The organism is Caballeronia eucalypticola, from assembly GCF_047608185.1.
In the GTDB taxonomy this organism is placed as follows: Bacteria; Pseudomonadota; Gammaproteobacteria; order Burkholderiales; family Burkholderiaceae; genus Caballeronia.
Genome location: NZ_JBLKRU010000002.1, coordinates 62614 through 86290 on the forward strand (window position 1 = coordinate 62614; position 23677 = coordinate 86290).

The window sequence follows — 23677 nt, forward strand, 5'->3', positions numbered from 1 at the left end:
CGCATTCGGCGGGGTCCGGCTGCGTTCGACGCCCGGCTCGCGGCAGCAGGAAATCAAGCTGAAATTGTACCGGAGTCGACTGCTTCGAGCCCGCGACGGTCCGCCCCGGCGCCGCATTCAAAAGAACAACCGTGAGGCCAACGAAAGCGGGGCGCGTACAATGCACTGTGTTTTAAGGCTTTGTTTAAGCTGTTCGACGGTACGCCGGACATGGCCTTTGCGAGGTTTTCGCACTCGTTTCGCCAGTCGTTGCTCATTGCTCGCCGGTTTCGAAAACCGCGCCTTTTCCTCAAGCTTCCTTTCGCCTCTCATGCCCGAAATCATTAAGCGCCGTTCCGACCGCCGATTGATCCTGTTGCTCGGCGCGCTGGCGGCGTGCGGACCGCTTTCCATCGATATGTATCTGCCGAGCCTGCCCGCGCTCGCCGCCTCGTTCGGTACGACCGCCGCCGCCGCGCAGATCACGCTGACCAGTTTCATGCTCGGCTTTTCGCTCGGCATGCTCGTGTACGGTCCGCTCTCCGATGCCTATGGCCGCCGGCCGGTGCTGCTCGGCGGCATCGTGCTGTACACGCTCGCGAGCGTCGGATGCGCGCTGTCGTTTTCCATCGATTCGCTGGTTTTCCTGCGCTTTCTGCAAGCGCTCGGTGCAGGTTCGGCCTCAGTCCTGGCGCGCGCGATTGCACGCGATGCACACGCGCCGTCGGATGCGGCCCGCGTGCTCTCGATGCTTGCCATCGTCACGTCGATTGGGCCGCTGCTTGCGCCGCTGATAGGCGGCCAGTTGCTGCTGCTGGGCGGATGGCGCGCGGTGTTCATCACATTGACGGTGTTCGGTACGCTGTGCGCGGTGACCACGTATTTGCGCGTGCCGGAAACGTGGCCGCGCGAGAAACGCGCGACGTCGGCGCTTGGCCGATCGTTCGCCGCTTACGGCCGTCTTCTCACCGATCCCGTCACGTGGGGCCACACGCTATGCGGCGGCATGGCGTTCGCGTCGATGTTCGCGTACATCACCGCCACGCCGTTTGTGTATATCGACTACTTTCATGTGAAGCCGCAGCACTACGGGTTTTTCTTCGGGCTGAACATCATTGGGATCATCAGCTGGAACGTGGTGAACACGCGGCTGGTCGGGCCGCTGGGATCGCTGAAACTGATTTCGATAGCGTCGTTTGTCAGCGTGATCGCAGCGCTCGCAACGGCGTTTGTTTGCATCACCGGTTTTGGGGGCCTGTGGTCGATCGTCATCTGTCTGTTCTTCGTGGTCGGCGTCGTCGGTTTGTTATCGGCTAACTGCACGACTGACCTGATGCATCGATACCCGCACAACGCGGGCGCCGCGGCCGCAGTATTTGGCGCGGTGCAATTGGCGCTGGGCGCGCTGGCGAGCGTCGCGGTCGGGATGTTCCACGACGGCACGCCGCAAGGAATGGGAATCGTTATCGGCGTGACGGGCGTGCTGACGTTCGTCGGCCGGACGCTGGTGTTGCGCTGGCACGGCACGCCGGTGAGGGCGAGCGGGGCGGGGTGATGAAACAGCCGCGCCCCCCTTGCTTCACGTTAGCGGTTGCCCACCATCTGCTGCAGGAACGTGAACGCGGTCGCTTCCACGCGGGCGATGCTTTCGGCCTCCACGCCCGCACCGTGACCGCCGTCGCGGTTCTCCAGATACCACACGCGGTCGTGCCCTTGCGCCTGCATCCTTGCCGCCATCTTGCGAGCGTGGCCGGGATGCACGCGGTCATCGGTCGCCGATGACGTGAACAACGCCGGCGGATAAACCGCATCGGCTTTTACGTTTTGATACGGCGAATAGGTCATCAGGAAGCGCAGATCGTCTGCTTCCTCAGGGTCGCCGTATTCATCTATCCACGATGCGCCTTGCAGCAGCAAATGAAACCGCGCCATGTCGAGCAAGGGCACTTCGGACAACACCGCGCCGAACAAATCCGGCCGCTGGACCAGCATGACGCCGGTGAGCAAGCCGCCATTGCTGCCGCCGCGAATGGCAAGTTGTTTCGATGTCGTCACGCCGGATGCCACCAGCGCTTCGGCAACTGCGATGAAGTCATCGAACGCGACCTGGCGCTTTTCACGCTGCGCCGCCTGATGCCATTCCGGCCCGAACTCGCCGCCGCCACGAATGTTCGCGACGGCGTACAGCCCACCGCTTTCGAGCCACGCAATGCCCGTGGTCGCGTCGTAATGCGGGTCGAGCGCGACTTCGAAACCGCCGTATCCGTAGAGCAGGCAGGGTGCCGACTGATCACCTTTCACGTTCGCTTCACGGCCGATCAGCCAATAGGGAATAGCGACGCCATCGGTTGATATCGCGTGACGACGCTTGGCAACCAGACCACTCGAGTCGAATTGAGCGGGAAGGCGGGCAAGCAATTGCCATTCGCTTTCCGGTTGCGCGAAATCGGCGAAGTACAGCGACGGCGGCGCGAGGAAATGTTCGACGTGAACGAGCACGGTGTCGTCGCGTTCGCTGTCGATGGAATCAACGTACGACTGGCTGGCGGCCGGCAACGCGAAATCGCGGCGCGTCCATTCGCCTTCGAGATCGGCCGGCGCCCCGAGTAATTCCACGCGCGGCGAACCATCGTCCATTAGCGACATCACCAGCCAGTGCTTCGTGAAGTCGATATCGGCGAGAACGTTGCGGCCCGAGGGCGCGAACAGCACGGTGAAATTGCGTGCGCCTTTCAGGAAGGCATCGCGGCGAATGACGAGCAGCGAACCGCTTGCGTAGGTCGTGGCGCCCGATGTTGTATCCGCTTCGTAGGACTCGCGCGGCGTGACGAACAACCAGCCGTTCCAATGCTCAAGTTCTGCGTGCAGCGGGACATCGTATTGCTCCCACTCGCCCGTGGTTTCATCGAGCCAGTATTGCAGCGTCTCGAAGAACGACGTCGCGCGCGAAGCCAGATGCAGCTTTTCGAGTTGATCGTAATCGACGCCTGCCGATACATCGCGACGCTTGCCTTCGAAGACGATGGGAGCATCGGCCAGCTTCGTGCCGCGCTTCCACTTGCGTGCCTGGCGCGGGAAACCGGAGGTGGTCAGCGCGGGTTTTTTGTTATGCGCGCTGTCGTCCCAGCCGACATACACCGTGTCGCGATCGATCCACGAGATGCCATGCTTGCCGACATCGGGAAGCGTGAAACCGTCTTCAACGAAGCGTTGTGTTTCGATGTCGAATTCACGGACCATGCACGCGTCTGAACCGCCGGGCGACAAGCTCACCAACGCCCGGTCCCAGGTCGGGTAGAGCATGTCGAAGTCGTGTAGCGCCCAACGGATGCCGTCTTTGGCGGCGCTCGTATTCAAGTCGATCTGGTCGACATCCAGAATGGTTTGCCATTCGGGCGTGCCTGCGAGCCATTTTTGCCAGGGTGTGCGCCTGACGATCCCGAGCGGATGAGTCTCGTCCTGCCACGTGTTGTAGCCCCAATCGTTGTAACGCGAGCACGACACGATCCGCTCCTGCGACGTGTACGCGGTTTTCAGGCGAGCGGTCAGTGCATCTGTTTGCGGCGTTTTACCGAACGCGGTTGTCGTGCGGGCGTTTTGCGCGTTGACCCAGGTGTCGACGTGGGCGTTATCGAGTGCTTCGAGTTCAATGAACGGATCCTCGGGGCTGGACTGTTTCTGCGTAGAGGTCCACGCAAGGTCGAGATGGCTGTCGAGGAAGCTTTGGGTCATGTCGGGAGAGTCTGCTGAACGGCAAAGCGCAGCATGGCGGCGCCGCCGATATTGTCGGTAAACAGCGATTGTGCCTGTTCGACGCATGGGCCGTGCGGCGATGTCGGTGAACCACGGCCGCAACCTGAACCTTGGCCGACGTCGAGCGCGCAGTTTTTCGAGATGATTTATTCGGCTAGGATGCCGTTCCGCTCTTTCCGTCAGGTATCAAAACGGATCGGGATCGGGCGCATGAAGGCCCGGCACGCAGGACCATGGATTTCACCGTTTCCGGAGCAACCTTGACTACCGATGTAAAAATCCCCGCCATGTATTTGTGGCCACACCCAGTTACGGTGGCGTAGTGACCACGAGCTACGTCCAGGGGCTGCTCGATCTGTACGACACATCTGACCGGCACGAATTCGGTCTTAGGATAAATTTCAACAGCTTCGACAGCCTGATCACACGTGCTCGCAACACGATGGTGGCGGAATATCTCGCGGACGAACGATTCACGCATCTGATGTGGATCGACGGCGATATCGGTTTCAAGGGTTCGGATGTCGTTCGCCTGCTTCTGGCGGATCGTCCATTGGTGGCGGGCGTCTATCCGTTGAAAACTGACGGCTGGCCGTCGGAGGGCTTACCTGAGGCCTTGCCAGCCGGCACGACGAAGGGCGATTTTCAAGCGCGCTTCGCCCGTTATCCAGCCTCCGCGATCGCGGGTGAACTGGAGCCGGATGAGAACGGTTTTCTCGATGTCATCGACGCACCAACGGGATTCATGCTTATCAAGCGCGAGGTGTTTTTGAAGCTCGCGAGCAGCTTTCCCGAGCTTCGCTACCACCCTGGCCTGGTCGGCCGGCCGGAACACAACGCCGGGAAAATGGCTGGGCTCCATTACGCGTTTTTCGACACCATGATCGACCCGCAATCCGGGCGCTATCTCTCGGAGGACTATGCGTTCTGCCGGCGGTGTGCGGCGATTGGCATTCCGCCTGCAATCGATACGAAGTCGAATTTGAGCCATCAAGGTTCGGCCATGTTCGAGGGTGATCTGGGCCGGAGTCTGGAGCGCCAGCGCGCTGAGCATCACGCACGCGAGGCAGGGCGGTAAGCAAGCAGTGGCAATAAGCAAGCAGTGGCAATAAGCAAGCGTGCCCGCTGAGCGCCCAAAACAAAAAGCCGCGCACTCCTTCGGGTGCGCGGCTTTCTAGTTCAGAACGCGTGACCTCAAGCCAACCGTTCTTCCGTCTTCGAATCGAACAACACTGCCTTCGATACATCGAACAACAGCGTCATGTTCGTCAGCGGTTGCGGATTGCTCGCCGGGTGCACGCGGCTCACCACGCGCTTGCCGTTCACTTGCGTGAACACCAGCGTATCCGGACCCGTCGGTTCGATCACATCGATCTTCACTTCAATCGGCTGCAGCCGTGCATCTTCAACGTTATGCGCACTGCGTGCGTCGGTGATCCGCTCCGGACGCAACCCAAGAATCACGTTCTGACCGATCTTGCCGCGGACCGCTGTTGCATCGAACGGCAGGTTCAACACGTTACGCGCCACGCCCGTGTCAATTTCCAGCCCGATGCCCGACCCGGCCTCGACCAGCTTGCCATCGATAAAATTCATCGGCGGCGCGCCAATGAAACCCGCCACGAACAAATTCGCCGGCGAATCATAGATGTCCTGCGGTGCGCCGAACTGCTGCACCACGCCGTCCTTCATCACGGCAATCCGGTCGCCCAGCGTCATGGCTTCGATCTGATCGTGCGTCACGTACACAATCGTCGTCCCAAGGCGCTGATGCAGCAGCTTGATTTCCGAGCGCATTTCGATCCGCAGCTTCGCGTCCAGATTCGACAACGGTTCGTCGAACAGGAACATGACCGGATCGCGCGCGAGCGCACGGCCCATGGCCACACGCTGACGCTGACCGCCCGACAACTGGCCGGGCTTGCGATCCAGCAAATGCTGGATCTGCAATGTGTCCGACACCCGCGTGACAATCGCCTTCTGCTCGTCCTTCGGGACCTTACGAATGTTCAGGCCGAACGAAATGTTCTCGCGCACGGTCATGGACGGATACAGCGCGTACGACTGGAACACCATCGCAATGTCGCGATCCTTCGGCGAGAGGTTGTTGACCGTCTTGCCGTCGATCATGATGTCGCCCTTGGTGACTGTTTCCAGCCCGGCGATCATATTGAGCAACGTCGATTTGCCGCAGCCCGAACCGCCCACGAGGATCAGGAACTGACCATCCTCGATGTCGATGTTCACGCCCTTCAGAACGGGGACGCCGTTCGCATAAGTCTTGTATACGTCGCGGATTGAAAGGCTTGCCATGCTATGAATCCTTTAATGTCTCTCGCGCTGAGACTCTTCGTCCGCGCTTCAGTTGATCTTCTGTCGCGAGCGCCGTTCAGCAACTGAAGGCACCCCGCGCAAATCAGCCTTTCACCGCGCCCGCTGTCAGGCCGCGCACGAAGAACCGGCCGGCGACCATGTAGACGAGCAGGGTAGGCAGGGCAGCAATGATCGCAGCAGCCATGTCGACGTTGTATTCCTTCACGCCCGTCGATGTATTGACCAGGTTGTTCAGGGCCACCGTGATCGGCATTGAATCGACGCCGGAGAACACGATACCGAACAGGAAGTCGTTCCAGATCTGCGTGAATTGCCAGATCAGGCACACCATGAAAATAGGCAGCGATACCGGCAGCAGGATCTTCGTGAAAATGGTGAAGAAACCCGCACCGTCAATCCGTGCCGCCTTCACCAGCTCCGCCGGAATGCTCACGTAGAAGTTGCGGAAGAACATGGTGGTGAACGCAATCCCGTAGACCACGTGCACGAGCACAAGACCGGTCGTGGTGTTAGCCAGTCCCAACATGCCTTGCAAACGCGCCATCGGCAAAAGGATGGCCTGGAAGGGGATGAAGCAACCCACCAGCAGCATGGTGAACACGGCGTCAGCACCACGGAAACGCCAGTGCGTGAGCACGTAACCGTTGAACGCGCCGACTATCGACGAGATCAGCACGGCCGGGATCACCATGCGCACGGAGTTCATGAAGAACGGTTCCATGCCGTCGCAACGCACGCCGGTACACGATTGCGACCAGGCCTTGACCCAGGGTGCGAACGTGAACGAGGTCGGCGGCGTGAGCAGGTTGCCGGTGCGCAACTGGTCGAGGTCCTTGAAGGACGTCGAGAGCATCACGTAGATCGGGAACAGGAAATACAGGGCAAACAGAATCAGCGCCGCATAGATGACGGCGCGGCTGATCGTCATCTTAGATTCCATTGCGCGTGCTCCTCGATTCCAGATACATGAGCGGCACCAGCACGGCGACGACGGTGGCGAGCATCATCATCGACGAAGCGGCGCCCAGGCCCAGTTGCCCGCGATTGAACGAAAACGTGTACATGAACATGGCTGGCAGCGACGACGACGTGCCCGGACCGCCCGCGGTCAACGCAACCACGAGGTCGAAGGTCTTGATGGTGATGTGGCAGAGAATCAGCAGCACGGAGAAGAACACCGGCCGCATGCTCGGGATCACGATACTGCGATAGATCCGCGGCAACGACGCGCCGTCCATCTGAGCGGCCTTGAAGATTTCCGCATCCACGCCGCGCAAACCGGCAAGGAACAACGCCATGACAAACCCCGTGGATTGCCACACGGCGGCGATCACCACGCAGAAGATCGCCTTGTCGGGGTTGCCGAGCCAGTCGAACGAAAAGCTCGTCCAGCCCCAGTCGTGGAAAATCTTTTCCAGCCCGAGGCCGGGATTCAAGATCCATTGCCACGCGGTGCCCGTCACGATGAACGACAGCGCCATCGGATAGAGAAAAATCGCGCGCAATGCACCTTCGTTGCGAATCTTCTGATCGAGCAGGATGGCCAGGAACAGCCCGAGCCCGACGCAGATCCCGATGAACGGAATGCCGAACCAGCCCAAGTTTGCGGCGGACGTCCACCAGACGTCGTTTGAGAACAACTCCGTATAGCGCTGGAAGCCGGTGAATTCGTAACGCGGCATCAATCGCGAATTCGTCAGCGAAAGCCAGCCGGTAATGAGGATAAAGCCGTACACGAACACCAGCGCGATCAGCACGCTCGGCGCGAGTACCAGCTTCGGAATATATGTGTCGGCAAGCGCCGCCAAAGGCGACGTGCGGCGGGGCGGGGTGCGCGATGTCTTGCTCGCGATACCGCTAGGGGAGGCAGCCACTTCTCGACTCCTGAAAATTTGCCGGCAAGAGTCTCAGGCCGGAACAGGGATACTGCCGTTTTTTACGCCAACTCATGCTTGGGATTAACCCGGGCGCGCGGCCGTTTGAAAGCCGCGCGCCCGGTGTTACTGAACCGAATGCTTACTTCGGCTTACTTCGTCTTCGCTGCATTCGCGAGAGCGGCAACTGCGCTCTTCGAATCCTGCGTCGAGTTCATGAACTTCGTCACGACGTCGGTGATCGCGCCTGCTGTTGCGTCACCTTGAGCCATGCCGTGAGCCAGCGACGGAACATATCCGCCTGCCTTGATGGCTGTTTGTTCATCAGCGTACGACTGCTTGCCGCAAGCATCAAACTTGGCCATCGAGACACCCAGACGAACCGGGATCGAGCCCTTGTACAAGCTGAACTGTTCCTGGAACGCCGGCGACATGATGGTCTTCGCGAGCGCCAGTTGACCCGGCGTTGCTTCCTTCGAGCCCTTCTGCTGGAAGAACACGAACGAGTCGACGTTGAACGTGTACTGCTTGGCGGTGCCCGGCACCGGTGCGCAGACATAGTCCGTACCGGCGGTCTTGTTCGCGCCTGCGAATTCGCCCTTGGCCCAGTCGCCCATGAACTGCATGCCGGCCTTACCGTTGATGACCATGGCGGTTGCCAGGTTCCAGTCGCGGCCGGTGCGGCCGTTATCGAAGTACGTTTCGATCTTGCGCACCGTGTCGAACACGCCAACCATCTGGTCCGACGTCAGCGTCTTCTGGTCCAGGTCGACAATCGCCTTCTTGTAGAAATCCGCGCCTTGCGACAGCACGACGTCTTCCCACAACGTCAGGTCTTGCCACGGCTGGCCGCCTGCTGCCACCGGAACGATGCCTTGTGCCTTCATCTTGTCAGCCAGTTCGAAGAATTCCGGCCACGTGGTCGGAACCTTGCCCCCTGCCTTGTCCAGTGCGGCCTTGTTGATCCACAGCCAGTTCACGCGGTGCACGGAGAACGGCGCGGCAACATAGTGACCGTCGGCGTGGATGACCTTGTCGATTTCCGGCGGCAGGTTCTTCTTCCAGTCACCCGCCACTGAATCGATCGGCACGAGCACGCCCTGTTCAGCCCATTCCTGGATCAGCGGACCCTTGATCTGTGCTGCCGACGGAGCGTTGCCCGAGATGACCTGGGTCTTGAGCGCCGTCATGGCCGCTGCACCCGCGCCGCCTGCAACGGCGAAGTCCTTCCAGGTGTAGCCTTGCTTGGTCATGTCGTCTTTCAACACGCCAACGGCCTTCGACTCACCACCGGAAGTCCACCAGTGCAGTACCGACAAGGATTCAGCTGCCTGAACCGCTTGCGCCGACACGCCGCACAACAGACCTGCGGCGCCGAGCGCGCCGATGAGCTTGCGAAATTTCATTGTTTATCTCCTCCGAACACCTGAACAAAAAACGATTGGCCCCTGATGCCGCCAGGAAGCGATGGCTGGAACATGAACAAACTGAAGTGGCCGGTTATCGGCGGTGTCGGCGGGAAAAGCCAAGCATTGTCCAGGGTAAGGAACCTTGGGCACGCCAGCCTGGCCGGCAGACCGAACCACGGCCGCACGGCTCTCAAGAGATGAGTGTGTCGAATCGCAACTGTGTCTCCTCTTTTGATTTTTGCCCGTTCACACTGGCGTTCGGCCAGCGCGGCGAGCGTCCGGGGTTTTGCATCAACGTGGTTTTTGCCCCTTGTCGTGCCGTTGCCTATCTGGCAAAAGCGTCATCGGCTCAGGTCTATTACCATGCAACTAGACATGAATCTCCGGGAAAACACGCATGTTCTGATTGACTAAGTGTTTTTTTCCGGGATCACGTTACCCCTTGATTTGAATTGTAGTTAAACTACAATTCAGTGTCAAAAAAAATTTTATCGGACTACGGTCCTCCAGAACCCCAGCGGAGACACATGCAAAACGACTCGAATTTCACCTTTGTTCTGTTTGGCGGAACTGGCGATCTTTCGATGCGCAAGATCCTGCCGGCGTTGTTCGAAGCGCACCGGGGCGGGATGCTCGCTGAAGGCGGCAAGATTGTCGCGGTGGCGCGCGCCGCCGAAGATCGCGAGGCGTATTTGAAGTGGGTCGACGAACACGTCAAGCCGCACGTGTCGAAGAATGGTGTCGACGAAACCGTGTGGAAGAGTTTTCTCGCGCGCTTCGTCTACGTTCGGCTCGACCTCGGCAAGCCGGAAGATTTCAAGCTGCTGCGCGATGCGGTGAACGAACACGACGGCACACGCGTGTTCTACCTGGCCACCGGCCCGTCGCTGTTCGTGCCGATCTGCCGAGCGCTCGCCGACGTCGGCCTGAACGAAAATGCGCGGATCGTGCTGGAAAAGCCGCTGGGCTACGACCTGAAGTCATCGCAGGCAATTAACGACGCGGTCGGCGAGATTTTTGCGGAAGAGCAGATCTACCGGATCGACCACTACCTCGGCAAGGAGCCGGTGCAGAACCTGCTCGCGCTGCGCTTCGGCAATGCGCTGTTCGAACCGTTGTGGCGCCGCGAGTGGGTGGAAAGCATCCAGATCACGATTGCGGAAGAACTGGGCGTAGAAGCGCGCGGCGATTTCTACGACAACACCGGCGCGTTGCGCGACATGGTGCAGAACCACTTGCTGCAACTGCTTTCCATCGTGACGATGGAACCGCCGCATTCCATGGATTCCGATTCCGTACGGGACGAAAAGCTGCGCGTCCTGCGCGCGCTTAAACCCGTCGATCCGCGCGACATCAGCAAGGTCGCTGTACGCGGCCAATATCATGCGGGCGTGATCAAGGGAACGTCGGTGCCGGGGTACGCTACTGAAAAGGGCGTGCGGCCGGACAGCAGTACCGAGACATTTGTTGCGTTGAAGGTGGAAATCGAAAACTGGCGCTGGGCCGGCGTGCCGTTTTTCCTGCGCACCGGCAAGCGGCTGGCGGATCGCACGGCTGAGATTGTCGTGAACTTCCGCCCGGTGCCGCATTCGGCTCTCGGTGCAAACGCGTTACGCGCGGGTGCGAACCGGTTGGTGATTCGCTTGCAGCCGAACGAAACCATTCGTCTGTACTGCCTTGCAAAGCAGCCTGGCGAGGGCATGAATCTCGCAAGCGTTCACCTGGATCTCGCGTTCGACAAGTTCTTCAAGGAAGGGCAGATGGAGGCATATCAGCGCCTGCTGCTCGACGTGATCAACGGACGTCTCGCGTTGTTCGTGCGGCGTGACGAGCAGGAAGCGGCGTGGCGTTACGTGGAGCCGATCCTGGACGAATGGGCGGCATCGACGAAACCGCCGAAGCCTTACGCTTCTGGCACCTGGGGCCCGGCGGCAGCAAGCGCGATGCTCGCGCAACATGGCACGTGCTGGCTGGAAGAAGAGAATTAAGATTGGTATTGAGACCGTAGTAATGGGTCGGTGGAACGTGTTCTAAGACGTACGTGCTGTAGACATGTTGCAATTAAAGCCGAGACAAATCCCGTCGCGCGACGCTGAAAGTGGTTCCAGCAATTGGTTTAGGCGTTACGCAACGGGCGAAATGAAACCAAAACAAGGCAGCATGGAGGAGCAGTGATCGAGCTTCATACTTTTGATGAGCCAGGCGCCCAATCCGACGCATTGGCAGAAGCGGTAGGCGACGCGCTTACTGCAACGCTCGCGGCTCGCGGAGCGGCATCGGCTGATGCTGCTGTGGCTGGAAATCCCACCCAACACGCAACGCTTGCCGTATCCGGCGGCACGAGCCCGAAGCCGTTCTTGCAAACGCTTTCGACGCGTGCGCTCGACTGGGCGCATATCGATGTCACCCTGGTCGATGACCGCTGGGTCCCGGAGACGGACGGCGCAAGCAATGCGCGCCTTGCGCGTGAAACGCTGCTGCAGAACGCAGCGAGCGGCGCGCATTTCCTGCCGCTGGTCGACACGAACCGGCCGCTGGATGCGCACATTGCGGATTTGAATGGCGATCCGCAGCGCCGGGTCCCTGACGTTGCAGTGCTGGGCATGGGCGAGGACGGCCATACGGCGTCCATTTTCGCCGATGCCCCCGAGTGGGCGTTTGCGATATCGACGACGGACCGGTTTGTCTCGGTCCATCCGGGCAGTGCGCCGCACGCGCGGGTGTCGTTGTCCATGTCGGCGCTCAAGGACGTCAAGCAGCTTTATCTGTTCATTAGTGGCCAGAAGAAGCTAGATGTACTAAACGCTGCGCTTGCCGCACCGCAAAAGAACGCCATCTCCACGTTGGCAAATGCTCAGGGAGTCAGGCTCGATGTCTACTGGTGTGCAAAGTAAGGCCGTAACGGTAGCGGCCGGAAGTCAGCACGCCGACGGACCCAGGCTTTTGGCCGATGTTGGCGGCACGAACGCGCGGTTTGCGCTCGAAAGCGCGCCGGGCGTGATTGGCGAAATACGTGTTTATCCCGGCCGCGACTATCCGGGTATTGCTGAGGCCATGCAGCAGTATCTGAAGGACATCAAGGTGAGCCGCGTCAACCACGCGGCCGTGGCGATTGCGAATCCGGTAGATGGCGATCACGTCTCCATGACGAATCACGACTGGAGCTTTTCGATCGAGGCTACGCGCCGCGCATTGGGCTTCGACACGTTGCTGGTCGTGAACGACTTCACCGCTCTAGCCATGGCGTTGCCGGGCTTGACCGATGCCCAGCGAGTGCAAGTGGGCGGCGGTTCGCGTCGGCAGAACAGTGTGATTGGCTTGCTTGGGCCGGGTACGGGCCTGGGCGTGTCCGGCCTGATTCCTGCCGATGACCGATGGATTGCGCTTGGCAGCGAAGGCGGCCATGCGACCTTTGCGCCGTCGAATGAAACTGAAGATCTGGTCATGCGTTTTGCGCGCACGAAATTCTCGCATGTGTCGTTTGAGCGCGTGGCGGCAGGACCGGGTTTGTTGCTGATTTATCAGGCACTTGCTGAACGTGATGGCGTGATTGTGCCGGACGATCTCGAGTCGGCGAGCATTACGCAGCGCGCACACGATGGCGAGGCGCTTGCGCTTGAAACCGTGAACTGTTTCTGCGGCATTCTTGGCACGTTCGCCGGGAATATTGCGGTGACGTTGGGTGCGCTGGGCGGGATTTTTATCGGCGGCGGGGTGGTGTTGAAGTTGGGCGAACTGTTCACGAAGTCGCCGTTTCGCGAGCGGTTCGAAGCGAAGGGGCGGTTTCAGCAGTATTTGTCGAGCGTGCCTACGTTCATCATCACCGCGGAATATCCGGCGTTTCTGGGGGTATCGGCGATCTTGTCGGAGCAACTGTCGAATCGTGCGAACGGCGGCTCGTCTGCGGTATTCGAGCGGATTCGCCAGATGCGCGATGCGTTGACGCCTGCAGAGCGCCGCGTGGCGGACCTTGCGCTGAACCATCCGCGTTCGATCATTAATGATCCGATCATTGATATTGCGCGCAAGGCTGACGTGAGCCAGCCTACCGTGATTCGCTTTTGCCGTTCGCTGGGATGTCAGGGCTTGTCCGATTTCAAGTTGAAGCTGGCGACGGGGTTGACCGGTACGATTCCGGTGAGTCACAGCCAGGTTCATCTGGGCGACACCGCTACTGATTTTGGTGCGAAGGTTCTGGACAACACCGTATCCGCGATCTTGCAGTTGCGTGAGCATTTGAATTTCGATCATGTGGAGCGCGCGATTGATATTTTGAATGGTGCGCGGCGGATTGAGTTTTACGGGCTGGGCAATTCGAACATCGTGGCGCAGGATGCGCACTATAAGTTTTTCCGTTTCGGCATCCCGACCATTGCTTATGGCGATTTGTACATGCAGGCTGCGTCGGCGGCGTTGTTGGGGAAGGGCGATGTGATTGTGGCGGTATCGAAGTCGGGGCGTGCGCCTGAGTTGTTGCGTGTGCTTGAGATAGCGATGCAGCAGGGCGCGACGGTGGTGGCGATCACGTCGAGCAACACGCCGTTGGCCAAGCGCGCGACGGTGGCGTTGGAGACGGATCACATTGAGATTCGTGAGTCGCAGATGTCGATGATCTCGCGCATTTTGCATCTCGTGATGATCGACATTTTAGCGGTAGGCGTGGCGATCCGCCGAGCGGTGCCGGCGAGTGCTGATGTGAGTGATGCGATGGCGAAGGTGCGGGAAGCTGGCGATGACGACACGGGCGCGGTGCTTGACTGGCTGAGCCACGGCGCGGCGGGCATAGCCCGCGACTAGGCGGGGCAGTACCCCTGGCGACGTGACGCGCCAGATTGAGTGCAGAAGTAAGAAGTAAAGAGTAAGAAATACAGAAGCCGCTGATGCGAGGTTTGCATTGGCGGCTTTTGCGTATGGGGGGAAGGAAATACGACGAGGGTGAGGGCGGTGCGGGTAGGTAGGGAATGTGTGCTTGCGCGAGAGCGTACGGGGCGAAGCGTGTTCGTGTCGGGATTCGCGAGAAGGAGGGGTTCAAACATCCGAAGCTCTGGCGAGCGCCGTGCTTTTGGGGCACCCATGAAATGGAACTGCACGCTGTGGACACTTAGGGTAGAGAGGTGAAAGCGTTTTCTTTGCTTCGTTTCTTTGTCGCTTTGGACAAAGAAATGACGCGCCGCCACGCGCAGTGGCTAATAGTGATAAAGAAAACATTGAACACCAAACGCGCGAAGACCTAAAAAGCAGCAACCCGGCATTGACTCAGACCGCTACCGCAGGAACCTAACGACACGGCCTAAAGACCTCAACCTTGAAACATCGAGAACAAAACCGAACCTACGCCAAAAACATCGCCAAATGACAAGCGATCCTAAACAAGAACCCAAAAGCATCAAACCCGAAAACCCGTCCACCGGTGCCAACAAAAATAAAAAACGGTGCGATGCCCTTCCGGACACCGCACCGATACGCGCCTCTCGCAGCAGCGTGAAAACCTTATGACTCTCTCTCTGTCGTCCTTGCTCCGGCTGATTCGTTCGGCTTAGAACGAGTGCTGGATGCCTGCATACACGCCGGTCTGGTTATGACCCGGCAGCGGGTTATCGGTCGAAACCGTGTTACCTGCGGCGTTCGCATTCAAACCAAAGTTAGCGTTCTTGCTGTTACGTGCCGATGCGACCTGGATGTCCAGCAACGTACGCTTCGACAGGTTGTACGAACCGCCGATCGTGTAGATGTTGGCGTTGCCCGCACCGTTGTTCGCATTGACGTGATATACCGCCGCGATCAAAGCTGCAGCCGGCGTAGCTTGCCACGTCACACCGCCCCATTCCTGATCAGTCGTCGTCGGCGTTCCGATAGGTACATTGGTTTCACCCGACGTACGCGACGCTTGATACACGGCCTGAATCTTGAACTGGCCGAGGAACACGTTGATGCCGGCGAAGTATTCGCGGCCGTAGTTGAACGGACCGTTCGGCGAACCTGCGGCCGTATCGCCCAGACCACCGTTCACGTTGTTGCGGATCTCGTCGTACAAGCCACGGATCTGGAACAGCGAGTTCGTGTAAGTCACTTGCAGACCGCCTTCACGACCTGTTCCCGGTGTTGCCGGGTTGCCGCCGCTACCGTTGAAGCCCGTCGTGTTCGAGAACGCGTACTGGCCGTAGACGTCAAAGCCAGCGATCTTCGGCGACTGGTACGACACGTTGTTGCTCGATTGCGGCCAGTTGCGGCCACGCACCAGCGACGCCGACGACCAGTTCGACTGACCGAACGGATCGAAGTCCCACACGCCGTTCGAGATGAACAGTTCACGACCCAGCAAGAAGGTACCGAACTGGTCGTTGGCGATACCCACTGTCGCCCAACGATTGAAGAGACCATTGTTGCCCGGGCCCTGGCCCGTCATGGTGTTGAAGCTGCCTTCCAACTGGAACACGGCCTTGTTGCCGCCACCCAGATCTTCAACGCCCTTCAAGCCCCACAGGCTGGTACCCCAGTCACCGCTTTCTGCACGGAAACGATTTGAGCTGCCAGTAGTAACGCCAGGACCAGCGGTACCATTACTTGTAGGCGCGCCCGACATGTATTCGAGACCGGCATCGAGCCGGCCGTAGAGCGTCACGCTACTTTGAGCGTGAGCCGCAACGCCGACCGTCAGCAGCGAAGCCGCGAGCAAAGCTTTCTTCATCATCTCCTCCAACCCTGTCAAAAATAGAAGCCCAAAAGCGGCGGTGTTGGTTCGGCGCCAGCGCACCGAACCGGAAACTATTTAGAGGGATGACACGCGAAGGACCGGTGTCCGTGACGTCCGGTGTGCCCGTTGATTGGCCCCTTGCGTCACAACCGATCCTTGGGATCGGTGTCTCCTCAGTTCTTTTTGAAGTAAAACTACTTTTAATGAACTTCGTTTCCGTACTTTGATTACTAATTTAGCAAATTACCTTTGTGCCGCCAAGAAAATTGTTATCAACCCATTTTCTGTCTCGAAAATGCAATGATTGGTGTGTTGCGCATTTGCGAAACGCGCTCAATATCGGACGTAAAGCTTTGATGGATAAGGCTGTAAGCGATATCGACCTGCAACGCTATGGATTGCCTCTATTGACGGGCGATGCATGTGGGGTTAATGCACCGGTGGCTTAAAAACGTCCATGTGTTTAGATTCGCCAACTAAAAAAGCGCCCCTCGGGGCGCTTTCAGATTTGTAGCGGGGAGCGTCTGTAGTTTTACTTCAGGCTGCCCGACAGAAATTGCCGGAGCCGCTCGCTGCGAGCGTTGCCGAAAACGTCGTCGGGATGTCCTTCTTCTTCTATCCGTCCCTGATGAAGGAATACGACGTGATTCGACACATTGCGTGCGAATGCCATTTCGTGCGTCACCACGATCATCGTGCGGCCTTCCTCGGCTAGCGTCTGCATCACCTTCAGTACTTCGCCGACCAGTTCGGGGTCGAGCGCCGAGGTGGGTTCATCGAAGAGCATGACGTCGGGGTGCATGGCCAGCGCCCGCGCGATCGCCACGCGCTGCTGCTGGCCGCCCGACAGATGCGACGGATATTGCTGTTCCAGCCGCGGCGCGAGCCCCACTTTCTCGAGATAAGTACGCGCACGCTCGAGCGCTTCCTGTTTCGATAACCCCAGCACCTTCAGCGGCGCCTCCATCACGTTTTCCAGCACGCTCAGGTGCGACCAGAGGTTGAAGTGCTGGAAGACCATGGAAAGGCGCGTGCGCATGCGCTGCAATTGTTTCGGTTCCGCCGACTTCAGTGCACCGAACTTGTCCTTGAGCGTGCGGATTTCCTCGCCATCGACAAAAATCCGGCCCTGATTCGGCTGCTCCAGGAAGTTGATGCAGCGGAGCATCGTGCTCTTGCCCGACCCTGACGAGCCGATGACGCTGATCACATCGCCGGCTTTCGCCCTTAGCGAGACGCCCTTGAGGACTTCGTTGTCGCCGTACTGCTTGTGCAGGTTATCGACGAAAAGCTTGCTTGCCGGTGTGTTCATGATGTGCCGTTCCCTGTTACTTATTTACCCTGCGGCCGCAAGTACGCAAGCCAGCGGTACTCGGCACGGCGAAACAACCACACGAGCGCGAACGAAATACACAGATAAAGCACGGCGGCAATGCCGAACGCCTGGAACGACTGATAAGTAGCGGAATTTACGTCGCGGGCAATCTTAAGGATGTCCGGCACGGTGGCGGTGAACGCGACGGTGGTCGCATGCAGCATCAGGATCACTTCGTTGCTGTAGTAGGGGAGCGCCCGGCGCAGCGCCGACGGCAGGATCACGCGCCGATAGAGCGTGAACGACGACATCCCGTAGGCGCGCGCGGCTTCAATCTCACCGTAAGGCGTCGCCCGGATCGCGCCGGCGAAAATTTCGGTGGTGTACGCGCAGGTATTCAAGGTGAACGCGAGCAGCGTGCAGTGCATGCCGTCGCGGAAAAACTGGTTGAGCAGGACGTGGTCGCGGACCACTTGCAGGCTGTAGAGCCCGGTGTAGCAAAGCAGCAATTGCACGTAGAGCGGCGTGCCGCGAAAGATGTAGGTGTAGACCCAGACGCCGCGCGACAAGAACTTGTTCTTCGATACCCGCGCGACCGACAACGGGATCGACAGACAGAAGCCGAGCACGATCGACACAACCAGCAGCCACATGGTGATGGCCAGGCCGGTGATGCGATAACCGTCGGTGAACAAATAGTTGCGCCAGTATTCCTGGATGATTTCGAGCATGGATTCCGCCGCGTGGGGTGACCTGGGTTGCCTGAGGTTGCCGGGTAGTGTCTGGGTTCGCCGTGATTGTCTTCAGGCGAGGGCGCTTGGCGCACGAATGTCGCGTGTTGCTTGCGACCGCTTTCGGCTTCTCATGTTCATCGTGGTGTCGATGGTTTTCATGGCTTAGAGATCGGCCTTGCGCACGCCCGACGAGTAACGCCGTTCAAGCCACAACAGCACGAGATTCGACACGGTCGTGATCACGAGATACACCGCGCCCGCGAGCAGCGTGAAGAAGAAAAAACGCAGTGTGCCCTTGCCGGCGTCCTGGGCGGCCTTGACGACGTCGGCCAGACCGATGATCGATACCAGCGCGGTCGCTTTCACCATCACCTGCCAGTTGTTGCCGATGCCCGGCAGCGCGAAACGCATCATTTGCGGAAACATGATTCGCGAGAAGGTCTGCCACGGCGTCATGCCGTATGCCGCGCCCGCCTCGAGCTGGCCGCGCGGCACGGAGAGGAAAGCGCCGCGGAAGGTCTCGGTGAAATACGCGCCATAGATGAACCCGAGCACGATGACACCCGCCACGAACGGATCGATATCGATCTGGTCCCAGCCGAGGAAATCCGTGAGGTGATTCAGCCAGATCTGGATGCTGTAGAACAGGAGCAGCATGAGCACGAGGTCGGGAACGCCGCGCACGAGCGTGGTGTAGACCGTGCCGACACCCGAAGAAATCCGGTTCCTCGACAGTTTCGCCGCCGCCCCGAGTAGGCCGATCACGAAGGCGAACACGAGCGACAAGACCGCCAGCTTGACGGTTTGCCATGTGCCCGAGAGGATAAGCGGCCCGTAGCCTTGCAGAAACATGGTGATTCCTTGATGACGTGCGCGCGTGCCGTGGCTTTCGCTTTTGTCGCTGTGGCCGGGTTAGCCGCGCTTTTTTTGCCTGAATTCGCATAACCGCTGTCTGGCGGCCTGCTTCGGGTGTTCGGTGAACCTGGCCTCTCGCGTTGCTTGGTTCGTGGCTTATCTACACCTTCTCTACACCCACCGTCAGTAGTCTCGCTGCCGGTTTGCTTCTATCCGTCTGTGTAGCTGAATGTGTTTCTCTTCATCGGCAAATCGCCGGTCGCGCGCTGCAATCGTGCCCCGACGCACCTCCCCAAACTTGGCCCCAGCCCCTCCAAAGCCCGTTAACCTATCGTCTCCGGCGGTGCTTATTCTAGGTGTCCAAAATTGGTGCGATTTGTCGACAAACGCCTTTCACCGAAAAATCGTGACCTGGGTTGAAATCCACCGAAACCTCATGCGGCTTTCCCGGTACGGCTTCCCCGGCGGGACGTAGATGCCTCCGGCGCCCGTTGACCCTTGAAAAGGCGGGTATTCTACCCGAAGCCGGCCTATGCGCCCGGGGTAGCGCCGGGGCTTTCCTTGCACCGATACATCGGGCAGAGCCCACCGGCCAAACCCCCGCATTGTCTCGATCGCATGCATTTTCAGAACGGTGTGGTGTTTGCGCGGGCGATTGTTTAGGGCGGCCTGCGCCCTTACATTCTCTCCATCGCAATATCACCGGGAGTTCGATATGTTTGAAATTCGACGCGCCAATGAACGTGGCCACGCTAACCATGGCTGGCTTGATTCGTATCACAGCTTTTCCTTCGCCGGCTACAACGACCCCAAGCATGTGCACTTTGGCGCGCTGCGGGTCATCAATGAGGACCGCGTGGCGGGTGGCCAGGGCTTCGGGACTCACGGCCATCGCGACATGGAAATCATCAGCTATGTGCTCGAAGGCGCGCTGTCGCATAAGGACAGTATGGGCAACGGCTCGACCATCCGTCCCGGCGATGTCCAGCGCATGAGCGCCGGCACCGGCGTGCGCCATAGCGAGTTCAATGGCTCGGACAGCGAAACCGCGCATTTCCTGCAGATCTGGATCATCCCGGACGCTGAGGGCAATGCGCCGGGCTACGAGGAAAAGCGTTTCGACGACGCTGAAAAGCGTGGCCGGCTGCGGGTGATCGCATCGCCGGAAGGACGCGACGGCGCGGTGAAGCTGGGCGCCGACGCCGAAGTCTACGCAGGTCTGTTCGACGGCGATGAACGCGCCGAATTCGACGTGCCGGCCGGGCGCCGCGTATATGTTCATGTGGCGCGGGGCGCGATTTCGGTGAACGGTGAAACGCTTGTAGCCGGCGACGCCGCAAAGCTGGAAGGGATGTCGAAGGTCACGCTGGAACAAGGCGCCGGCGCTGAAGTGATCCTGTTCGACTTGGCGTGAACGGCGGTAAAACCGTTATGAGCTGATCTTCCGGCTACGGCTGGAAGAACGATCGAGGCTCGACAAAAGGCCGCGGAAGCAATTTCCGCGGCCTTTTTCTTTGTTTGTGTGCCTTGGATTCCCGGTAGGCCTTTGATGACGCCGCGTGATATGTCCGCCGGACCGTCACAAAACCGGCGTGTATCGATCAATTGTGTCGGCCGCCGTTTCCGCGCTGACCGAAAACCCCCATTTCCCCAAACAAAAAAGCCGTTCCAGCGTCGACTGGAACGGCTTGTCCGGCAAGGGCGATTGAATCGGCGGCTACGCCACCTCAATCAACGCCCGGTTTCCGAGCTTAAGCAATGCTCACGGATTGACGGCAGACGCGCCGGCCGGCGCGCCGTGCGTTCCGCGATGCTGACTCCAGCGCTCATGCATCTTTTCGCGCATGGCTTCCATTCTTGCGAAGCGCTGCTTGAGCGCCGTGCTGACCGTGGTCTTCTGCTGGTCGTTCAGCGTGTTATAGAAGTTCAGCCACGCGGCGCTCGTCTGGTCGCGCAACTGGGCATTCTGCTGCTCGATCTTCTGATGCGTCGCGTACATGGCGTTCAGGTCGAGAATGGGCTGCTGCTTCATCGATGCCATTTGTGCGCGCAACTGCTTGTGGCTTTCGCGCATTGCCTCATGATTCTGCTTCATGGTGCTGAGCGCGGCTTGCCACGATTTTTCCTGGTCCGCGTTGAGATTGAGCTGGCCATGCAACTTATCCAGTTCTTTCTTCATCCGCATTCCGCCACGATGGCCGCCCGGGCCGCCATGACCGTCCATCATGGCCGGCCCGCCGGGCGGCGGCGCGTCGGGTGTGACAGCGCTGGCGGCATTGACCGCGCCGATCGACAGGGCGAGCGCGGCGGCGGTGATGGCGAGGAATCGGGACTGCTTCAACATGGTCTACTCCTTTTTGATTTCCAGAGCCGATCTGGCTGCGCCTTTCAGGTGGTCGCGCCTTCGGTAAGACACAGCGTAGACAGTCGCCGGGAAGCGCGTGTTACGAGCGGTGGCCGCGTTATTACGCGGGTTTACTTTCGCCTTTCGCGGTAACACCCAGTAAACGTTTCCGCTGTCTTCGCAACATGGAGGCCCCGCGCAGGCGTTAAACTGCGTCGCATGGCTACTCAAATACTTGTCGTCGACGACGACTCCGAACTGCGCGACCTGTTGCGCGACTATCTGGTCCGGCAAGGCATCGAGGTATCGGTGCTGCATGATGCAGGCACACTCGAACGGCGCCTCGAACGCGAGCGCCCGGACCTGATCGTGCTCGACCTGATGATGCCGGGTGTAGACGGACTGACCGCGTTGCGCAAGCTCCGCGCGTCGGGCGACGACATCCCGGTGATCATGCTGACGGCGCGAGCGGACGACGTGGATCGCATCGTCGGACTGGAACTCGGTGCTGATGACTATCTCGGCAAGCCGTTCAATCCGCGCGAGTTGCTGGCGCGTGTGCAGGCGGTGTTGCGCCGCCGCCGCACGATTCCGTCGGCGGCGCCCGAGCAGCGTGAACCGTTTTCATTCGGGCGTTTCCGGCTCGACTTCCAGTCGCGCACGCTGCATCAGGACGAAACGCCGCTCACGCTGTCGGGCAGCGAGTTCGCATTGCTGAAGATTTTCGTCAATCACCCCATGCGCACGCTGACGCGCGAGCGCTTGCTCGAACTGCTGCACGGCCCGGAATACGACGGCACCGACCGGGGTATCGACGTCCAGGTGTGGCGTCTGCGCCGGATTCTCGAAACCGATCCGTCCACGCCGCGCTTTATCCAGACTGTGCGCGGACGCGGTTATGTGTTCGTGCCGGACGGCGAGCAAAATGCGTCGGCCCATTGATTCACTGTTCGGCCGGCTGGTTGTCCTGGTCATTGGCGTGCTCGTGTTGTCGCACGTCGCCTGGTTCGCGGTCATCCGGCTCGAGCGGGATCAGACACAAACGCGCTATGCGGTAGAAGAGGCCGCGTTCCTGGTTGACGCCGTGCGCCAGCACATCGCGAATTCGCCCGATCAGCCGCTGCCATCGAGCGTGCGGGTGGTCGAGCCGAACAGTTCTGACGTTCCCCCACCTTTTACCGACGCCGATTCCAGCCGCGTGCCGCCGCCGTTCAGCCGGTTTATCGACGATTTGCGGGATCGGCTGCCGGATGGCACCGACGTTCGCATTGGTGAGCCGGGCGGTCCGCCGCGCCTCTGGGTGCGGGGCGCGAAAGACGCCAGCTGGATTGTCGTGCCGGTGCAGCCTTTGCGTCCGCCGCGTTCGCGCGACCGCATGTTGCTTTGGCTCGCGATTATTTTCTCCACCGCCGTGATGGCCGCGCTCTTTGCCGCGTGGCAATTGCAGACGCCGTTGCGCTCGCTGGCGCAGGCGGTCGGCCGCTTCGGCCGCGGTGAACCCACTCCACCCGTTCCGGAGCGCGGTCCGCGCGAATTGCGGCAGTTGACCCATGGGTTCAACCAGATGGTGCGCGAAGTGGAGCAGACGGAAAGCGATCGCGCGGTCATGCTGGCGGGAGTCGCTCACGATCTCAAGACGCCGCTGGCGCGTTTGCGCCTGCGCGCTGAAATGATGGATGAAGCCAAAGTGCGCGACGGCGTGGTGCGCGACGTGGATTCCATGGCGCATATCGTCGACCAGTTTCTTGTGTTCGCCCACGACGGCGCCGATCGAAGCGAGCCCGCTGAAGTCGATCAGCAGGCCGAGCGCATTGCACGCAGTTATCGCGCGGTGACCGTGGGGGCGCCGTCAGTGCAGACGCGTCTGATGGCGGGGCGGGATTTCGCTTTGCCTGCTGCAACACTTGACCGCTTGTTGTCGAACCTGCTCGATAACGCTCACGCGTACGGCGCACCGCCCGTTGTGATCGAAACGTCGCGTGGAACGAATGGCTGGATTTTGCGTGTCATGGACAGCGGTAACGGCATCGCGGCACACGATCTGGTTAAGGCAAGCCGGCCGTTCGTCAGGCTTGATCCGGCGCGCGGCGGTAGTGGCCACAGCGGGTTGGGGCTGGCAATCGTTGAGCGGCTGGTGCGGCGGGCGGGCGGCGAATGTGAAATTGGCAATCGCCCCGAAGGCGGCCTGCAGGTCGTGATGACCTTTCCTTTTGATGTAGTGGCGCGCTCGGCCGAGATGTTACATGGCGACGCGATGCATGAAGCCCGCGTGATGTGATTGTGTTTCTCCATCCCGAGGCTTAGCGTCCTCGGGTGGGGTGGTTCAAGGGCTTGGGCAAACTCCCGCAGCGCCAGCAAACCCAAGGCTGACGCCCAAGCGAAACCG

General features: G+C 59.8%; 18 protein-coding genes. 8 read left to right on the forward strand and 10 right to left on the reverse strand.

Annotation, left to right across the window (positions count from 1 at the left end):
• The first annotated feature begins 310 nt into the window (after positions 1–310).
• Positions 311–1534 carry a Bcr/CflA family multidrug efflux MFS transporter gene (locus ACMX25_RS02560; protein ID WP_414947997.1) on the forward strand — a complete coding sequence of 408 codons (1224 nt, stop codon included), beginning with the start codon at positions 311–313 and terminating at the stop codon, positions 1532–1534.
• A 29-nt stretch (positions 1535–1563) separates the two neighbouring features.
• Here the strand turns inward: ACMX25_RS02560 and ACMX25_RS02565 are convergent, their stop codons facing one another.
• Complete coding sequence (locus ACMX25_RS02565) at positions 1564–3711, reverse strand: prolyl oligopeptidase family serine peptidase (RefSeq protein WP_414947998.1); 2148 nt, start codon at positions 3709–3711, stop codon at positions 1564–1566.
• Between the two features lie 343 nt (positions 3712–4054).
• Here ACMX25_RS02565 and ACMX25_RS02570 point away from each other — a divergent pair, with 343 nt between their 5' ends.
• Positions 4055–4810, forward strand: coding sequence for a hypothetical protein (locus tag ACMX25_RS02570; RefSeq protein ID WP_414947999.1), 756 nt, complete (start codon positions 4055–4057; stop codon positions 4808–4810).
• A gap of 116 nt (positions 4811–4926) precedes the next feature.
• Here the strand turns inward: ACMX25_RS02570 and ACMX25_RS02575 are convergent, their stop codons facing one another.
• The 4 genes from ACMX25_RS02575 to ACMX25_RS02590 form a co-directional block, all read right to left on the reverse strand.
• Positions 4927–6045, reverse strand: a complete 1119-nt coding sequence (locus ACMX25_RS02575) for an ABC transporter ATP-binding protein (RefSeq protein ID WP_414948000.1) — start codon at positions 6043–6045, stop codon at positions 4927–4929.
• A gap of 103 nt (positions 6046–6148) precedes the next feature.
• Positions 6149–7006 (reverse strand): carbohydrate ABC transporter permease, encoded by an 858-nt coding sequence (locus tag ACMX25_RS02580; protein ID WP_031359215.1) that lies wholly within the window; start codon positions 7004–7006, stop codon positions 6149–6151.
• Entirely contained in the window at positions 6996–7919 is a 924-nt protein-coding gene (locus ACMX25_RS02585; protein ID WP_366144582.1) for a carbohydrate ABC transporter permease, read from the reverse strand. Before ACMX25_RS02585 ends, ACMX25_RS02580 begins: the two co-directional genes overlap by 11 nt.
• A 173-nt stretch (positions 7920–8092) precedes the next feature.
• Positions 8093–9346 carry an ABC transporter substrate-binding protein gene (locus tag ACMX25_RS02590; RefSeq protein WP_414948001.1) on the reverse strand — a complete coding sequence of 418 codons (1254 nt, stop codon included), beginning with the start codon at positions 9344–9346 and terminating at the stop codon, positions 8093–8095.
• Between the two features lie 530 nt (positions 9347–9876).
• On the opposite strand from ACMX25_RS02590, the gene zwf reads away from it, so the two are divergent.
• The 3 genes from zwf to ACMX25_RS02605 all read left to right on the forward strand — a co-directional run bounded on the left by zwf (position 9877) and on the right by ACMX25_RS02605 (position 14146).
• Positions 9877–11337: a glucose-6-phosphate dehydrogenase gene (zwf, locus tag ACMX25_RS02595; RefSeq protein ID WP_414948002.1), complete on the forward strand. Its 1461-nt coding sequence runs from the start codon at positions 9877–9879 to the stop codon at positions 11335–11337.
• Between the two features lie 183 nt (positions 11338–11520).
• Complete coding sequence (pgl, locus tag ACMX25_RS02600) at positions 11521–12243, forward strand: 6-phosphogluconolactonase (RefSeq protein ID WP_414948003.1); 723 nt, start codon at positions 11521–11523, stop codon at positions 12241–12243.
• Entirely contained in the window at positions 12221–14146 is a 1926-nt protein-coding gene (locus ACMX25_RS02605) for a bifunctional transcriptional regulator/glucokinase (protein ID WP_414948004.1), read from the forward strand. Before pgl ends, ACMX25_RS02605 begins: the two co-directional genes overlap by 23 nt.
• 739 nt (positions 14147–14885) lie before the next feature.
• Here the strand turns inward: ACMX25_RS02605 and ACMX25_RS02610 are convergent.
• The 4 genes from ACMX25_RS02610 to ACMX25_RS02625 all read right to left on the reverse strand — a co-directional run bounded on the left by ACMX25_RS02610 (position 14886) and on the right by ACMX25_RS02625 (position 18944).
• Positions 14886–16037 carry a porin gene (locus tag ACMX25_RS02610; RefSeq protein ID WP_414948297.1) on the reverse strand — a complete coding sequence of 384 codons (1152 nt, stop codon included), beginning with the start codon at positions 16035–16037 and terminating at the stop codon, positions 14886–14888.
• 538 nt (positions 16038–16575) lie between these two features.
• Positions 16576–17355: an ABC transporter ATP-binding protein gene (locus tag ACMX25_RS02615; RefSeq protein WP_414948005.1), complete on the reverse strand. Its 780-nt coding sequence runs from the start codon at positions 17353–17355 to the stop codon at positions 16576–16578.
• 20 nt (positions 17356–17375) lie between these two features.
• Positions 17376–18089, reverse strand: coding sequence for an ABC transporter permease (locus tag ACMX25_RS02620; protein WP_158936503.1), 714 nt, complete (start codon positions 18087–18089; stop codon positions 17376–17378).
• 165 nt (positions 18090–18254) lie between these two features.
• Positions 18255–18944, reverse strand: a complete 690-nt coding sequence (locus tag ACMX25_RS02625; protein WP_414948006.1) for an ABC transporter permease — start codon at positions 18942–18944, stop codon at positions 18255–18257.
• Between the two features lie 718 nt (positions 18945–19662).
• Here ACMX25_RS02625 and ACMX25_RS02630 point away from each other — a divergent pair.
• Positions 19663–20361, forward strand: a complete 699-nt coding sequence (locus ACMX25_RS02630; protein ID WP_414948007.1) for a pirin family protein — start codon at positions 19663–19665, stop codon at positions 20359–20361.
• A gap of 348 nt (positions 20362–20709) precedes the next feature.
• Here the strand turns inward: ACMX25_RS02630 and ACMX25_RS02635 are convergent, their stop codons facing one another.
• Positions 20710–21291, reverse strand: coding sequence for a periplasmic heavy metal sensor (locus ACMX25_RS02635; protein WP_414948008.1), 582 nt, complete (start codon positions 21289–21291; stop codon positions 20710–20712).
• A gap of 219 nt (positions 21292–21510) precedes the next feature.
• On the opposite strand from ACMX25_RS02635, the gene ACMX25_RS02640 reads away from it, so the two are divergent.
• Both ACMX25_RS02640 and ACMX25_RS02645 read left to right on the forward strand, forming a co-directional pair.
• Positions 21511–22233, forward strand: a complete 723-nt coding sequence (locus ACMX25_RS02640; RefSeq protein ID WP_031362548.1) for a response regulator — start codon at positions 21511–21513, stop codon at positions 22231–22233.
• Positions 22217–23569 carry an ATP-binding protein gene (locus tag ACMX25_RS02645; protein ID WP_414948009.1) on the forward strand — a complete coding sequence of 451 codons (1353 nt, stop codon included), beginning with the start codon at positions 22217–22219 and terminating at the stop codon, positions 23567–23569. The genes ACMX25_RS02640 and ACMX25_RS02645 overlap by 17 nt, the downstream gene beginning before the upstream one ends.
• Positions 23570–23677 lie beyond the last annotated feature (108 nt).